The sequence below is a fragment of the Mycolicibacterium insubricum genome (assembly GCF_010731615.1).
GTDB classification, from domain to species: domain Bacteria; phylum Actinomycetota; class Actinomycetes; order Mycobacteriales; family Mycobacteriaceae; genus Mycobacterium; species Mycobacterium insubricum.
In genome coordinates, this window is record NZ_AP022618.1 from 4,266,121 (window position 1) to 4,279,655 (window position 13,535).

The following is a 13,535-nucleotide window of genomic DNA, read 5'->3' on the forward strand; positions in this document are numbered from 1 at the left end:
CTAGATCTCATGGTTAACTCTGGCCAAACTCTGCACACCACCGCCGGACCCCCAGCCGGGTCGCTCCGGGCTGCGCGTCGCCCGCACGTAGACCACATCCCCGCCGCGCAGCAGCAAGGACTCGGCGTCGCCGCGGGTGATCTGGGCGGAGAACGGCGCTCCATCGGCCGCGTTCGTCATCTCGACGCGAACCTCGAAGCCCAGGTACACCACCCGGTCGACCACCGCCTTGACCACGCCCGAGCAGTCCGCGGTCTCGTCGGCGGCCATCACCATCGCCGGGTAGCGGCCGACCCGAATGTCGTGCGGGCGCACCAGAACCCCGTCCAGCGAGGCGACCGGGCCCAGGAACGACATCACGAAACCGTTGACCGGCCGGTCGTAGACCTCTTCGGGACTGCCGGTCTGCTCGATGCGCCCGGAGTTGAACACCGCGATCTCATCGGCGACGTCGAACGCCTCGGCCTCGTCGTGGGTGACCAGTACCGTCGTCACCCGCGCGGTGTCGTGCAGGCGGCGCAGCCAGCTGCGCAGGTCCTGGCGCATCCCGTTGTCCAGGGCGCCGAACGGTTCGTCGAGCAGCAGCACCTCGGGGTCAACCGCCAGCGCGCGGGCCAGCACCATCCGCTGGCGCTGCCCGCCGGAGAGCTGCTGCGGGTTGCGGTCGCCCATCGCGGTCAGACCGACGGTGTCCAGCAGCGCGTCGACCTTCGCCGCGATCTCCCGCCTGGCGACCTTGCGGACCCGCAGGCCGTACCCCACGTTCTGCCGGACCGTCATGTGTTTGAAGGCCGCGTAGTGCTGGAACACGAAGCCGATGCCCCGGTCCTGCGGGGGTAGTCCGGTGACATCGCGACCGCCGATGACGACCTGTCCGCGGTCGGGGGTCTCCAGGCCTGCGATGGTGCGCAGCAGGGTGGACTTGCCCGACCCGCTGGGGCCCAGCAGCGCGGTCAGTGAGCCGGCGCAGACGTCGAAGTCGACGTGGTCGAGCGCGACGTGGTCGTCATAGCGTTTGCAGATGCCGCGCAGGGTGATCGCCCGTGTCATCGAAACTCCCTTTCTCACCGATTGATTCGACTGCGGTGTCGCGTTTGACGGCGGCCCGCCTGCCGTGGGAGGTGATCCCCGCCTGGACCAGCAGCACCAGCACGGCGATGGCCATCATCAGCGTGGAGATGGCGTAGCTGCCGTATTCGTCGCCGCGCTGATCGCGCGCGGACACCAGCAGCGTCAGGGTCGGGGACACACCCGGGTTGTTCGCGGAGACCTGCATGACGGCGCCGTACTCCCCGAGGGTGCGGGCGATGGTCAGCACGACCCCGTAGGTCAGGCCCCAGCGGATGCCGGGCAGGGTCACCATCCGGAACGTCTGCCAGGGCCGGGCGCCGAGCATCGCCGACGCCTGTTCGGGCTCCGGCCCGATCTCGCGCAGCACCGGTTCCACCTCGCGGACGACGAAGGGTGCGGTGACGAATATCGACGCCGCCACCATCCCCGGGAGTCCGAAGACGTTGACCCCCAGTTCCTTCGCGAGCCGGGCCAACACTCCACCGGTGCCCCAGAGCAGCACCACGGCCAGCCCGACGATCACCGGGGACACCGCGAACGGCAGATCCAGCAGCGATTCCAGCAGGCGCTTGCCGCGGAATCGACACCGGGCCAGCAGTATTGCCGTCGCCACACCGAAGACCACGTTGACCGGAACGACGATCGCCACCAGCAGCAGGGACAGCCGCAACGCCGACAACGCCGCCGGGGTGGTGATCGAGGCCCACAGGGTTGCCACACCCGGGGCCAGCGACCGGGCGACGATCAGCGCAACCGGCAGCCCGATGAGCACGAGCACGTAGCCCACCGCGATACAGCGGGCCGGCCGGCGCCAGCGGGGGCTCACCGGGCCCGCCCCCGGCTCCGGGCGGCCAGCGCCTTCAGCGCGGTCAGCAGCGCGAACGACACCACCAGCAGCACGACGGCGACGGCCGCGGCGCCGGACCGGTCCCCGCGGCCGATCAGGTCTGCGATCTGGCCGGAGGAGACCTCGGTGCGGCCCGGGATCATCCCGCCGATCAGCAGCACCGATCCGTACTCGCTGACCGCCCGGCAGAACGCCAGCCCCGCGCCGGTGAGCAGTGACGGGACCAGCGCCGGCAGGATGAGGGTGCCGAAAATGGTTATGCCACCGGCCCCCAGCGATGCGGCGGCCCGCTCGGCATCGGCGTCGGACTCCAGCAGCACGGGCTGCACCGCGCGGACCACGAACGGCAGGGTGACGAACAGCAGGGCGATCGTCACCCCGGCGGCGCTGTACTGCAGGTCCAGCGGGCCGTGGCGGCCGTAGAGGGCCACCAGCACCATGCTGGCCACGATCGTCGGCAGCGCGAAAGGCAGGTCGATCAGCAGGTCGATGACCCGCTTGCCGGGAAAGTCGTCGCGCACCAGCACCCAGGCGACCAGCAGCCCGAATCCCATGTTGATGACGGTGACCAGCAGCGACAGCAGCACCGTGGTGCGCAGCGCCGCGACGGCGTCGCCGGTGGTCACCGCGGACCAGAAGCCACCCGGACCCGACTGCACCGATTCCCAGGCCACCACCAGCAGCGGAAGGGCGACCACCGCCCCCAGCCAGGTACCGGTGGCCCCGGCCGCGACGGTGGTTCCGGCTGACGATCGCACGAGGTTCTCCTGATCTTCGAGGGCTCCATCAAGGGTTCCCGGGCGCCCGGATCGGCGCGTCGCGGTCAGCATCCGTTCGGTATGGCGGGCAGCCGCAATCAGGGTGTGCTGGCAACACCGACGACATCGGCGGCGGCCGGGCAAATGCTGGAGGAGACAGGTTTCCCGAGTCCGAATCAGTCGAGGAGCACCATGAAACTCACCGTCGCCTCAGCCGGAATCGCCGCCGCCGCAATCACCTTCGGCCTGCTGGCCGGCGCCGGGACGGCCTCCGCCGACAACGACACCAACGGCGACAGCCAGAACGCCCGGACCGCCCAGGCGCCGCAGCAGAGTTACTCCGAGCCGGAGCGGGGGTGGCAATTCAGCCCGCGCAGCAACCGCACCGAGTACCACTCGAACCTGGAGACCCCGACCGGGCCGTACCCGGATGTCAACTCCACGATGGGCAAGGTGCACTCCTGAGCCCACCTGGTACAAACAGAGCCGTGGAACGCATCGTGATCGAGTTCAGTGACCCCGCCCCGGTACGCCGTGGGTTCGCCCTGCTCGTCGAGCAGGCCGACGGCGGGCAGCTGCAGGTCCGGGACCTGGAATTCCTGCACAGCATCTACGGGGTGGCCAGCACGGTGGCCGCCGACCGGGTCGACCCGGTGCTGACTGGCCTCGACGGCGCCGCGTCCGGGTTGTTCGACCGCGCCGAACTCGACGCGATCGCCGCCGACCTGGCTCACGGGCGCACCGCCGCGGTGCTGGCCTACGACGGCGTCATCGACCCGGCGCTGGCCTCCTGGGAGTCCGGCGGCGCCGAGATCAGACGGCTGTCGTCGTCCTGACCGACGGCCCGCCGGGCCGCAACGCCCGGCGGATGAAGTAGGCGATGGTGATCAGCACGAACCAGGCCACGCCGACCACGATGGCGCTGCGGCCGTCGTCGGTGAAGAACAGCAGCACCACGACCAGCACCAGGAACCCCAGAGCGGTGACCGTCGTGTACGGCGCACCGGGCAGCCGGTAGTCCGACGCCGGCAGCGCCCCGGCGGCCACCCGCCGTCGGTACACCATGTGCGACACCAGAACTGCGCCCCACACGAAGATGATGCCGATAGTGGCGACCGAGGTGATGTAGATGAACGCCTCGTCCGGGGATACGTAGTTGACGTAGACGCCGATGGCCATCACGGCCGCCGACAGCGCGATCGCCGTCCACGGCACATGACGGGAGCTCAGCGACTGCATCGCCTTGGGCGCATCACCGCGCTGGGACAGGCTGCGCACCATCCGGCCCGTCGAGTAGATGCCCGAGTTGCACGACGACAGCGCAGCGGTCAGCAGGATGAAGTTCACGATGCCGGCGGCCGCGGGCATGTTGATGTACTCGAACACCGCGACGAACGGGCTCTGGCCCGCGTGGTAGTTGCGCCAACTCTGCACCGACAGGATCATCAGCAACGCGCCGACGTAGAACATCCCGATGCGGAACGGCAAGGTGTTGATGGCCTTGCGCAGCGTCACCTTCGGGTTCTGCGCCTCACCGGCGGTGACGCCCACCAGTTCCACGCCCACATAGGCGAAGACCACGATCTGCAGGCTGAGCAGCGCCCGGTCGAATCCGGTGGCGAAGAACCCGCCGTCGTTCCACAGGTTGGTCAGGCTGGGTCCCGCGACCGGGCCGAACCCGGCGATCGGCAGCAGCACGCCGATGCCGATCAGGATCATCGCGATGATCGCGGTCACCTTGATCATGGAGAACCAGAACTCCGCCTCACCGAACACCTTGACCGAGATGAGGTTGGCGACGAAGAGCACGACCAGCACCACCAGGGCGGTCACCCAGATCGGGATGTTGTGCCCCCAGTCCCAGAACTGCACGTAGTGCCCGGCAACGGTGATCTCGGCCATGCAGGTGGTGACCCACACCGCCCAGTACGTCCAGCCGGTGGCGAAGCCCGCGAACACGCCGAGGAACTCCTCGGAGTACTCCGAGAGGCTGCCCGAGACCGGCCGGTAGACCAGCAACTCACCCAGGGCGCGCATGATGACGAAGATCGCCAGGCCGGCCACCAGATAGGCCAGGATCAGGGCCGGCCCGGCCTTTTCGATCGCGCCGCCGGCGCCCCAGAACAACCCGGTGCCGATCGCTCCGCCGATGGCGATCATCTGGACCGTGCGGGCCGACAATCCGCGCTCGTATCCGGCGTCGGTGCCCTGGGTGCCCGTTTCCGCGTTAGTCACCGGAACTTTCTCTCACAGATTTGTGCGCTCGGCACGCCAACGGCCCCGATTCGTCGCCGCCGTGTCCGCTCGGTACCCCGGCAGCGACGGCCCAGGTCCCCGACCGGGTCAGTCCCGCAGGTCCATGTCATCGGCACTCCAGCGCACCGCGGTGACCTCGGGCGCCTTGATCACGTCGGCCAGCGCGGCCTCGACCCAGTGGTCGTCGCGCTCGTCGGCGATCACCGTGGCGGCGATGCGCACGCCCTGCTCACCGGGCAGATCCACAGCGGCGATGGACTGCACGGTGAAGTTGGGCCGGGAGATCGCGTCGAAGACCAGGCTGCGGATCCGGGTTTCGGCCTGGGTGCCGCAGACCACCTCGAACCGGTACTGGGCACCTTCGGTCTCGGTGCCCGACCCGTGGGTGCGGTCCAGTGCACGCCCGACCGGGCGCAACACGATGTTGGCCAGCATCACCGCGGCGGTGCCGATCGCCGCGGGGGCGAACATGCCGGCCCCGGCCAGGGAACCTACCGCCGCGGCGGCCCACAGCGTGGCGGCGGTGTTGAGCCCGGAGATGTTCGCGCCCTCTTTCATGATCACCCGGGCGCCCAGGAAGCCGATGCCCGAGGCGACCTGAGCGGCCACTCGGGTCGGGTCGGCGTCGTGCACGCCGGCGAAGGAGAACCCACCCATGATCACGAACAGGGCCGCCCCCAGGCTGACCAGAGCGGCGGTGCGCAGGCCCGCGTTGCGGGAACGCCACTGGCGTTCCAGGCCGATGGCGGCGCCGAGGCCCAGCCCGGCGCCGATGCGCGCGCCGATATCGATGAGGTCTAGCACTGGGTTCTCCCGAAGTCGGCGGGGTAAAGGAGCCGGTTCATTAGAAGCCCGGCACCCGGCTTGGTCAACCGCAGCCAGATTGCTGGTAGCACGCTGACCGTCCGCTACGCGACGCCGTCAGTGATCGCGATCACCGAAACAGTTTTGTCATAGCTTCGTCATAGGTTATTGTCATAGTGTTGTCATAGTAGGAAATGAATAGCGCTATCCGGCTGTTCTCATTAACGTAGCGACCGGCGTCCCGCGGATTTACACTCGCGCGCCGCCGGTGCACTGCGATTGGACTGCATTCCGATCCCCTCGCGGGTTCGGAGTCGGCCAGGAACACAAATCGAAAAGAGTTCGGAATGTTGAAAAGAATCGTTCCCGCCACCGCCGCCATCGCCACTGCCGCAACCGTCCTGAGCCTTGCGTTGACCGGCATCGTCCCGGCAAACGCCGATGACTCCGGTGGCTTCGACCACACCGTCACCCAGCCGACCCCCGCGGCGAGCCTGCCGACTATGACGTTTACGCCACCGAAGGCGGGCAATCAGCTCTCCCCGCGCAGCGTCCGCAAGGGCTACAAGCAGAACATGCCTTCGCCTGGCAACCCGTACCCGGACTACGCCTCCGGGCCCGGGGCAGCACACTCCTGACAGTAGGAGCCCGCCGAGGCCGCGCGTCAGTCGACGGGCAACCAGCGCCCGTCCCGCATCACCGCACTGACCACGAGATCCGTATCGAGCACCACCAGATCGGCGCCGGCGCCGGCAACCAGCCCGCGGGGCGAAAGCCCTAGCGCGCGAGCCGGATTGACACAGGCGGCACGCACGGCGGCCAGCAGTTCGGCGTCGCCGCCGGGCCCGCCGTCGGCGACCGCGTTGGCGAACACCCGGTCCATGGTGGCGGTGCTGCCGGCGATGGTCTCGGTGCCGGCCACCCGCGCCACCCCGGCGTCCACCCGCACCGGAAGCGATCCCAGCCGGTAGTCGCCGTCGGGCATGCCGGCGGCCGCCATGGCGTCGGTGACCAGCGATACCCGGTTGATTCCGACCAGGCCTGCCACCTGCCGATACAGCGAGGGGTGCAGGTGCACCCGGTCGGCGATCAGCTCCACGGTGACCCGCGGGTCCTCCAGCAGCGCGATCACCGGCCCGGGTTCGCGGTGGTGCACCGGCGCCATGGCGTTGAACAGGTGAGTGCCGACGGTGGCCCCGACGTCGATTGCCGCGCGGGTCTGCTCGTAGGTCGCCTCGGTGTGCCCGACGGCCGCGACCGCGCCCTCGGCGACGATGCGCGCGACCGCCGACAGCGCTCCGGGCCGCTCGGGGGCCAGCGTCACCATCCGGATGGCACCGGCCCCGGCGGCCAGCAGCCGGTCCAGCTCGCCGGATTCGGGGTCGCGCAGGGCCGCAGGATCGTGGGCGCCGCAACGGTGTGTGGACAGCCACGGGCCTTCCAGGTGGATGCCCGCGATCACGCCGTCGGCCACCAGCTCGGCCAGCGCCGCCGTCTGGCGCAGCAGTTCGTCGGGTGGCGCGCTGACCAGCGACGCGAGCAGGGTGGTGGTGCCGTGCCGAGCGTGGAAATCGGCGACCGGCCCGACCTCGGCGGCCGAGGTGAAGCTACCGCCGCCCCCGCCGTGCACGTGCGTGTCGACGAACCCGGGTGTCACGACGACATTCCCGAGCTCCCGGACACGCCCGTGCGATGGCGGGGCGCCGGCTCCCACGCCGAGGATCTCCGGCCCACGCACCTCGATCCAGCCCGGGCGCAGCAGCTCCGAGCCGGTGGCGACGGTGTCGGCCGTCAGCAGTACCGAGTCAGTCATCGACGGTGAACAGTGCTGCGCCGAGGGTGATTTCGGTGACGTCGCGGATCTTGAGCCGGGTGGCGTCGCGTTCGTCGAGCAGCACCACCGGGGTGATAGGGCTGGCGCCAGCCGCCTCGACGGCGACGACGTCGAAACCGATGATTCCGGCGCCCGCGGACACCTCGTCACCCTCGGCGGCCAGCGCCTCGAACCCCTGCCCGCCCAGCGCCACGGTGTCCAGACCCAGGTGCACCAGCACTCCCACGCCGCCGGCGGTCAGCACGATGAAGGCGTGCGGCATCAGCTTGAGCAGTTTGCCGGAGACCGGGGCCACCGCGGTGGTCGCGGCGCGCACCGGGTCGACGGCCACCCCGACACCGACCATCCCGCCTGCGAAAACCGGGTCCGGGACGTCGGCGAGCGCGACGACGCGGCCCGACAGCGGGGACAGGACTTCGGTGGCGGCCACGGCGCTCTCCATTCGACGACGACGCTCTCGCCTTAGAGTTTGCGCCATGACCGATTCGGTGACCCCGGCCGCGTCCACCCGCGGCCGCCCGACCCTCCCCGGCTTCGCGGGTCTCGTCCGCCTGGGCAAGGCACTGATGCTGCCGATCGCCGTGCTGCCGGCGGCCGGCCTGCTGGCCCGGCTCGGGCAGCCGGATCTGCTGGGCCGCATCCATACCCCGGTGATCGGCCCCTTCTTCTCCGCCATGAGCGCCGCCGGCGGGGCGCTGTTCACGCAGCTGCCGTTGCTGTTCGCCGTCGGTGTGGCGATCGGGTTCGCCCGCAAGGCCGACGGGTCGACCGCGCTGGCGGCCGTCGTCGGCTACCTGGTCACCCAGTCGGTGTTCAGCTCCATGTCCCCGGTGGTGCTGGCCGGGGTGCTCGACCACGACGGCCACCAGGCGCAGATCGACTACCACGTGCTGACCGGGATCGTCGTCGGGTTGCTGACGGCCTGGCTGTTCGACCGGTATCACACTATCGAACTGCCGTCCTACCTCGGCTTTTTCAGCGGACGGCGGTTCGTGCCGATCGTCGTCAGCGTGGCCGCGCTGGTGCTGGCGTTCGCCATGAGCTACCTCTACCCGTTGTTCGACGCCGGTCTGACCGGGGTCGCGCACTTCATCGCCGGGGCGGGCGCGCTGGGTGCGTTCGTCTACGGGTTCGTCAACCGGCTGCTGATCCCGCTCGGCCTGCACCACATCGTCAACTCCTATGTCTTCACCATCTACGGCGAATACCAGGGACCGCAGGGCACGGTGACCGGTGAGATTCCGCGATTCGCCGCCGGTGACCCCACCGCCGGGACGCTGACCGCCGGCTTCTACCCGGTCCTGATGTTCGCCCTGCCCGCGGCCGCGCTGGCGATGATCCACGTGGCCAATGCCCGTCAGCGACGGGTGGCCTTCGGCATCCTGTCCGCCGCGGCGCTGACCGCGTTCGTCACCGGCATCACCGAGCCGCTGGAGTTCGCCTTCATGTTCGTGGCGTTCCCGCTGTATCTGGTGCACGCGGTGCTGACCGGCCTGTCGCTGTCGATCGCCTATCTGCTGGACATCCACCTGGGCTTTTCGTTCTCGGCTGGCCTGATCGACCTGCTGCTGTGGGGCACCGCGCCCGCCGCGCACAACGTGTGGCTGCTGATCGTGATGGGCCTGGTCTACGCCGTCGTCTACTACGTGCTGTTCCGGTTCGCCATCACCCGGTGGAACATGCGGACCCCGGGCCGAGACCCGGAGCCGGACGCCACGACGGCGGACGGGGAGCCGCCGGCGGGCTCGGACGGGGAGGCCGAGGAGTTCATCGCCGCGTTCGGCGGCCGGGACAACCTGATCGACGTCGACGCCTGCATCACCCGCCTGCGGGTCCGGGTGACCGACGGCGGGAAGGTCGACAAGGCGCGGCTGACCGCGCTGGGCGCGGCCGGGGTGCTCGACGTCGGTGACAGCATTCAGGCGGTCTTCGGCACCCGCTCGGAGGAACTGAAGAACGAGATCAACCGGGTGCGGTAGTCGGTCAGTACCGGGGCAGCCGGGTGGTCGGGCCGGCCGGCGGCGGCGGAAGCGGCGGTGCCGGGCCGCGCCGGGCGGCCAGCGCATCGACGATCGACCAGATCGCCAGCGCGACGGCCGCCACGGTGAACCCCGCACCCAGGTAGAAGCCGTATCCCAGGTGCACCGGCGCGACGACGTACTGGCGGTAGAACCAGACGATCAGCCCGGCCAGCCCCAGCCCGAGGACCAGGCCGGCGATCGCCGAATACGGCACCAGCAGGCCGCGAGCCGTCATCGCCGCCGCCACCAGCAGCACCGACGCGCCCAGCACGATCAGCTGGCCGGTGCCGAATCCGGGCGGCAGGTGCAGTGCGCCGACGGTGCCGCCGATCGCGTTCCCGTGCCCGCCGCCGTCGGCGCCGGTGACCAGCCACGGCAGCCAGCAGCTCACCGACAGCCCGGCCGCGCACGCGGCGACCAGCCATCCGGGCTGAGGCCGAATCACAAGCCCACTACCGGTTGGCCGCCTTCTTCTTCACGAACAGCAGCGGCAGCAGAACGGTGGCCAGTGCGGTCACCAGCCAGACCACCACCGTCGCCACCGACCAGGCCCCCACCCCGTGGATCTCCAGTCCGCCACTGGGTACCAACGTCGCGATGAACAGCGCGACCAGCGTCGAGATCAGGCCGACGCCGCCGAGGAACGCCGGCGCGTACCGGTTGGCCATCTTGGCGAAGAACGGGGAAAGCACGGCCTGGGCGACCGCGTACGCCAGCACCGCGATGACGAAGCCGACCGGGTGCAGCGACAGGTGCACATCGTCGATGAACTGCGAGGCCAGGAAGAGCCCGAGGGCCGCCGAGGCCACGAAAACCAGGAAGCTGATCACCATCCGCATGCGCTGATGATAGGCCAGGCGGGCGGTTCGGCGAGGCTCTGCGGAGGTGATGCGAGCGAAGCGAGTGTCGGCGGAGCAGAGGGGAAGCCGGGGCCACCCCATCAGACCGCGCGGTTCGGCGAGGCTCTGCGGAGGTGATGCGAGCGAAGCGAGTGTCGGCGGAGCAGAGGGGAAGCCGGGGCCACCCCATCAGACCGCGCGGTTCGGCGAGGCTCTGCGGAGGTGATGCGAGCGAAGCGAGTGTCGGCGGAGCAGAGGGGAAGCCGGGGCCACCCCATCAGACCGCGGGGTTCGGCGGGTTGGCGCGTCACCCACACCCCGCCGACCGTGAGCGCCCCTCAAACCCGAAGGTTGGCCAATCCCCACCTTCGACGAGATAGTGGCAGGCGGTCCTTGATCCGCGCCCGACTTCCCCCGTGGTAGCCGTGCCCGGCAGACCGGACCACCTGCCGCTCTCAGAATGTGCGGCTACCGCCGGCTTCCGATAGCGGCAAACGTCCCCACCGACCCGACCAAGGTCCTCAGTTGGGGGGCGGTTGGCTAATCTGATGGACGTGATCACCGTTTTCCTGGTCGATGACCACGAGGTGGTCCGTCGCGGGCTGGTCGACCTGCTCGACGGCGACCCCGACCTCACCGTCGTCGGCGAGGCCGGTTCCGTCGCCGAGGCCAAGTCCCGGATTCCGGCCGCCCGCCCCGACGTCGCCGTGCTCGACGTCCGGCTGCCCGACGGCAACGGCATCGACCTGTGTCGCGAACTGCTCGCCGAGCACGACGACCTGCGCTGTCTGATCCTGACGTCCTACACCGACGAGGAATCCATGCTGCAGGCCATCCTGGCCGGCGCCAGCGGGTACGTCGTCAAGGACATCCGCGGGATGGAACTGGCCGAGGCGATCAAGGCCGTCGGCAGCGGCAAGTCCCTGCTGGATAACCGGGCCGCGGCCGCCCTGATGTCCAAACTGCGCCGCGACGACGAGGCCGAGGCCGGCGACGAGCGGCTGCGCTCGCTGACCAGCACCGAGCGCACCCTGCTGGAACTGCTCGGCGAGGGGCTGACCAACCGGGAGATCGGCGAACGGATGTTCCTCGCCGAGAAGACCGTCAAGAACTACGTGTCCCGGCTGCTGGCCAAACTCGGACTGCAGCGACGCACCCAGGCCGCGCTGCTGGCGGCCGAGCTGCTGCCGCGCCGCAATGGCTGAACCCGCCGGGGCCGAACACGGCGTGCACGAGATCCGCGACGGCCTGATCGACGCCATGCTGGCCGTCACCACCGGCCTGGATCTGGAACAGACGCTGACCACCATCGTCGACACCGCGATGCGCCTCGTCGACGCCCGCTACGGCGCCCTCGGCGTGCTGGATCGCAGCGAGACGGCGCTGGAACGGTTCATCCACCAGGGCATCGACGAGCAGGCGGCCGCCCTCATCGGGCCGCTGCCCCAGGGCCGGGGAGTGCTGGGGGTACTGCTGGCCGAACCCGAACCGGTCCGGATCCCCGATGTGTCCCAGCATCCGGCCTCGGTCGGCTTCCCGCCGAACCATCCGCCGATGCGCACCTTCCTCGGCGTCCCCATCCGCATCCGCGACCGGGTCTACGGCAACCTCTACCTCACCGAGAAGGCCGACGGGCAACTGTTCAGCGCCGACGACGAGCTGGTGATCCTGGCACTGGCCGCCGCCGCCGGCATCGCCATCGACAACGCCCGGCTGTCGCAGCGGATGCGGGAGTTCGACATCCTGTCCGACCGCGACCGCATCGCCCGGGATCTGCACGACCACGTCATCCAGCGGCTGTTCGCCGTCGGGCTGTCGCTGCAAGGGGCGTTGCCGTCGGTCCGCAGCGACGAGGTCGGCCGCCGCGTCTCCAGCGCCTTGGACGACCTGCAGGAGGTGGTGCAGGAGATCCGCACCGCCATCTTCGATCTGCACGGCGGCAGCGTCACCCGGCTGCGTCAGCGCCTGGAACAGACCGTCGCGCAGATGACCGCGCACGCGCCGCTGCGCAGTTCGCTGCACGTGTCCGGCCCGCTGTCGGTGGTCGACGCGGCGCTCGCCGACCACGCCGAGGCCGTCGTGCGCGAGGCGGTGTCCAACGTGGTGCGCCACGCCGACGCCGATACGGTCAGCGTCAACGTCACCGTCGACGACGACCTCACCATCACCGTGGTCGACGACGGGGTCGGAATGCCCGAAGCGATCAGCGCCAGCGGGCTGGCGAACCTGGCCAGCCGGGCCCGGGAGTGCGGCGGCACCCTGGATGTGCGGCCCGGGCCGGGCGGTGGCACCCGGCTGGAGTGGACCGCCCCGCTGCCCTGAGCAGCGAATGCAGTGCTTGATGCAGCTGGGCCCGCTGCGCACAGCCTCCGTACCTCCGGCTAGCTGGGTCCAAAACAGCTAGCCCGCTGCGCAAAGCCTCCGTACCTCCGGCTTCGCTTGCGACCTAGCTGGCGAAAACCGCCTTGAACTGCTCCAGCGAGGCACGGATATCGCCCTTGAGCGCGCCGGCGACCACCATGCCGATCGGCCCGAACAGCGCCGCGCCGCCCAGGTGCACGTCGAACTTGACGTTGGAGCCGCCGTCGTCGGTGGGGGTGACCTTGCCGATCAGCTTGATCTTCACCCCGCCCTTGCCGTCACCGTTGAGGGTCATCGACATCGGCGGCTTGTAGCTCACGATGGTCCAGTTCACCCGGTTGGGCATGCCCTTGACCTCGACGATCGAGGAGAGCTGCACACCCTTTTCCAGGGTCTCGGGCAGCGCGGAACGCCACACCCGGTGAATCGTCAGCCACTCGGAGTAGCGGGACAGATCCGAGGCGCTGGTCCAGGCCTGCTCGGGGGTCAGCGGCACATCGATGGAGACGGAAAGCTTTGCCATGCCCGCGATTATCTCAGGCCGAGGGGGCGTCCGAATCGCCGGCGTTGTGCGCGAAGTTCTTGGCGGCCTCCTGGGCCTTGTCGACGACGCCGGAGAACTTGCCCTCGGTCTTCTCGTCGATGACGTCGCCGGCCTTGTCGATCGCGGCCTCGACCTTGTCGACGTTCTGCCCGATCAGATCCTTGGCCTTATCCAGAAACGACATGATCCACCTCTCGTTC

The 13,535-nt window shown here is 69.6% G+C and carries 17 protein-coding genes; 6 read left to right on the forward strand and 11 right to left on the reverse strand.

The annotated features are described in order from the left end of the window. The 3 genes from G6N16_RS20040 to G6N16_RS20050 are packed head-to-tail and all read right to left on the reverse strand — an operon-like array spanning position 1 to position 2,676. Entirely contained in the window at positions 1 to 1,050 is a 1,050-nt protein-coding gene (locus G6N16_RS20040) for a sulfate/molybdate ABC transporter ATP-binding protein (RefSeq protein WP_083031251.1), read from the reverse strand. After that, the gene (locus G6N16_RS20045) at positions 1,007 to 1,897 is read right to left on the reverse strand and encodes a sulfate ABC transporter permease subunit (protein WP_083031252.1); all 891 of its coding nucleotides are present in this window, start codon (positions 1,895 to 1,897) and stop codon (positions 1,007 to 1,009) included. Before G6N16_RS20045 ends, G6N16_RS20040 begins: the two co-directional genes overlap by 44 nt. Then, a complete protein-coding gene (locus tag G6N16_RS20050) occupies positions 1,894 to 2,676 on the reverse strand; it encodes an ABC transporter permease (RefSeq protein WP_234805863.1) in 783 nt (260 codons plus the stop codon). Before G6N16_RS20050 ends, G6N16_RS20045 begins: the two co-directional genes overlap by 4 nt. Positions 2,677 to 2,868: 192 nt before the next feature. Between G6N16_RS20050 and G6N16_RS20055 the strand changes: the two genes are divergently transcribed. Together G6N16_RS20055 and G6N16_RS20060 are read left to right on the forward strand one after the other, a co-directional pair. Further along, the gene (locus G6N16_RS20055) at positions 2,869 to 3,141 is read left to right on the forward strand and encodes a hypothetical protein (RefSeq protein WP_083031254.1); all 273 of its coding nucleotides are present in this window, start codon (positions 2,869 to 2,871) and stop codon (positions 3,139 to 3,141) included. Positions 3,142 to 3,164: 23 nt separating this feature from the next. Next, positions 3,165 to 3,512, forward strand: coding sequence for a hypothetical protein (locus G6N16_RS20060; protein WP_083031255.1), 348 nt, complete (start codon positions 3,165 to 3,167; stop codon positions 3,510 to 3,512). On the opposite strand, the gene G6N16_RS20065 is transcribed toward G6N16_RS20060, so the two are convergent. Together G6N16_RS20065 and G6N16_RS20070 are read right to left on the reverse strand one after the other, a co-directional pair. Then, complete coding sequence (locus G6N16_RS20065) at positions 3,490 to 4,911, reverse strand: amino acid permease (protein WP_083031257.1); 1,422 nt, start codon at positions 4,909 to 4,911, stop codon at positions 3,490 to 3,492. The two genes, G6N16_RS20060 and G6N16_RS20065, sit on opposite strands and share 23 nt — an antisense overlap. Before the next feature lie 108 nt (positions 4,912 to 5,019). Further along, positions 5,020 to 5,736 carry an MgtC/SapB family protein gene (locus tag G6N16_RS20070; RefSeq protein ID WP_083031258.1) on the reverse strand — a complete coding sequence of 239 codons (717 nt, stop codon included), beginning with the start codon at positions 5,734 to 5,736 and terminating at the stop codon, positions 5,020 to 5,022. A 347-nt stretch (positions 5,737 to 6,083) separates the two neighbouring features. Here G6N16_RS20070 and G6N16_RS20075 point away from each other — a divergent pair, with 347 nt between their 5' ends. Further along, entirely contained in the window at positions 6,084 to 6,374 is a 291-nt protein-coding gene (locus G6N16_RS20075; RefSeq protein ID WP_083031260.1) for a hypothetical protein, read from the forward strand. Positions 6,375 to 6,400: 26 nt separating this feature from the next. Here G6N16_RS20075 and nagA read toward each other — a convergent pair whose 3' ends face one another. Continuing rightward, complete coding sequence (nagA, locus tag G6N16_RS20080) at positions 6,401 to 7,549, reverse strand: N-acetylglucosamine-6-phosphate deacetylase (protein ID WP_083031261.1); 1,149 nt, start codon at positions 7,547 to 7,549, stop codon at positions 6,401 to 6,403. Continuing rightward, complete coding sequence (locus G6N16_RS20085; protein WP_083031281.1) at positions 7,542 to 8,000, reverse strand: PTS sugar transporter subunit IIA; 459 nt, start codon at positions 7,998 to 8,000, stop codon at positions 7,542 to 7,544. Before G6N16_RS20085 ends, nagA begins: the two co-directional genes overlap by 8 nt. Before the next feature lie 46 nt (positions 8,001 to 8,046). Between G6N16_RS20085 and G6N16_RS20090 the strand changes: the two genes are divergently transcribed. Beyond that, positions 8,047 to 9,549: a PTS transporter subunit EIIC gene (locus G6N16_RS20090; protein ID WP_083031263.1), complete on the forward strand. Its 1,503-nt coding sequence runs from the start codon at positions 8,047 to 8,049 to the stop codon at positions 9,547 to 9,549. A 4-nt stretch (positions 9,550 to 9,553) separates the two neighbouring features. Here the strand turns inward: G6N16_RS20090 and G6N16_RS20095 are convergent, their stop codons facing one another. After that, positions 9,554 to 10,036: a hypothetical protein gene (locus G6N16_RS20095; protein ID WP_083031265.1), complete on the reverse strand. Its 483-nt coding sequence runs from the start codon at positions 10,034 to 10,036 to the stop codon at positions 9,554 to 9,556. A 7-nt stretch (positions 10,037 to 10,043) separates the two neighbouring features. Then, a complete protein-coding gene (locus G6N16_RS20100; RefSeq protein WP_083031267.1) occupies positions 10,044 to 10,430 on the reverse strand; it encodes a phage holin family protein in 387 nt (128 codons plus the stop codon). Positions 10,431 to 10,984: 554 nt separating this feature from the next. Between G6N16_RS20100 and G6N16_RS20105 the strand changes: the two genes are divergently transcribed. Beyond that, positions 10,985 to 11,635 carry a response regulator transcription factor gene (locus tag G6N16_RS20105; protein WP_083031282.1) on the forward strand — a complete coding sequence of 217 codons (651 nt, stop codon included), beginning with the start codon at positions 10,985 to 10,987 and terminating at the stop codon, positions 11,633 to 11,635. Then, positions 11,628 to 12,752, forward strand: coding sequence for a GAF domain-containing sensor histidine kinase (locus G6N16_RS20110; RefSeq protein WP_083031269.1), 1,125 nt, complete (start codon positions 11,628 to 11,630; stop codon positions 12,750 to 12,752). The genes G6N16_RS20105 and G6N16_RS20110 overlap by 8 nt, the downstream gene beginning before the upstream one ends. Positions 12,753 to 12,876: 124 nt before the next feature. Here G6N16_RS20110 and G6N16_RS20115 read toward each other — a convergent pair whose 3' ends face one another. Both G6N16_RS20115 and G6N16_RS20120 read right to left on the reverse strand, forming a co-directional pair. After that, complete coding sequence (locus tag G6N16_RS20115; protein ID WP_083031270.1) at positions 12,877 to 13,314, reverse strand: type II toxin-antitoxin system Rv0910 family toxin; 438 nt, start codon at positions 13,312 to 13,314, stop codon at positions 12,877 to 12,879. A 13-nt stretch (positions 13,315 to 13,327) separates the two neighbouring features. After that, positions 13,328 to 13,519: an antitoxin gene (locus G6N16_RS20120; protein WP_083031272.1), complete on the reverse strand. Its 192-nt coding sequence runs from the start codon at positions 13,517 to 13,519 to the stop codon at positions 13,328 to 13,330. Between the last annotated feature and the right edge of the window lie 16 nt (positions 13,520 to 13,535).

Excerpts from the sequence above, each read along its gene's own strand:
- G6N16_RS20110 (WP_083031269.1), top strand. The coding sequence starts at position 11,628 with ATGGCTGAACCCGCCGGGGCCGAACACGGCGTGCACGAGATCCGCGAC.
- nagA (WP_083031261.1), bottom strand. The coding sequence starts at position 7,549 with ATGACTGACTCGGTACTGCTGACGGCCGACACCGTCGCCACCGGCTCG.
- G6N16_RS20055 (WP_083031254.1), top strand. The coding sequence starts at position 2,869 with ATGAAACTCACCGTCGCCTCAGCCGGAATCGCCGCCGCCGCAATCACC.
- G6N16_RS20100 (WP_083031267.1), bottom strand. The coding sequence starts at position 10,430 with ATGCGGATGGTGATCAGCTTCCTGGTTTTCGTGGCCTCGGCGGCCCTC.
- G6N16_RS20075 (WP_083031260.1), top strand. The coding sequence starts at position 6,084 with ATGTTGAAAAGAATCGTTCCCGCCACCGCCGCCATCGCCACTGCCGCA.
- G6N16_RS20090 (WP_083031263.1), top strand. The coding sequence starts at position 8,047 with ATGACCGATTCGGTGACCCCGGCCGCGTCCACCCGCGGCCGCCCGACC.
- G6N16_RS20115 (WP_083031270.1), bottom strand. The coding sequence starts at position 13,314 with ATGGCAAAGCTTTCCGTCTCCATCGATGTGCCGCTGACCCCCGAGCAG.
- G6N16_RS20120 (WP_083031272.1), bottom strand. The coding sequence starts at position 13,519 with ATGTCGTTTCTGGATAAGGCCAAGGATCTGATCGGGCAGAACGTCGAC.
- G6N16_RS20040 (WP_083031251.1), bottom strand. The coding sequence starts at position 1,050 with ATGACACGGGCGATCACCCTGCGCGGCATCTGCAAACGCTATGACGAC.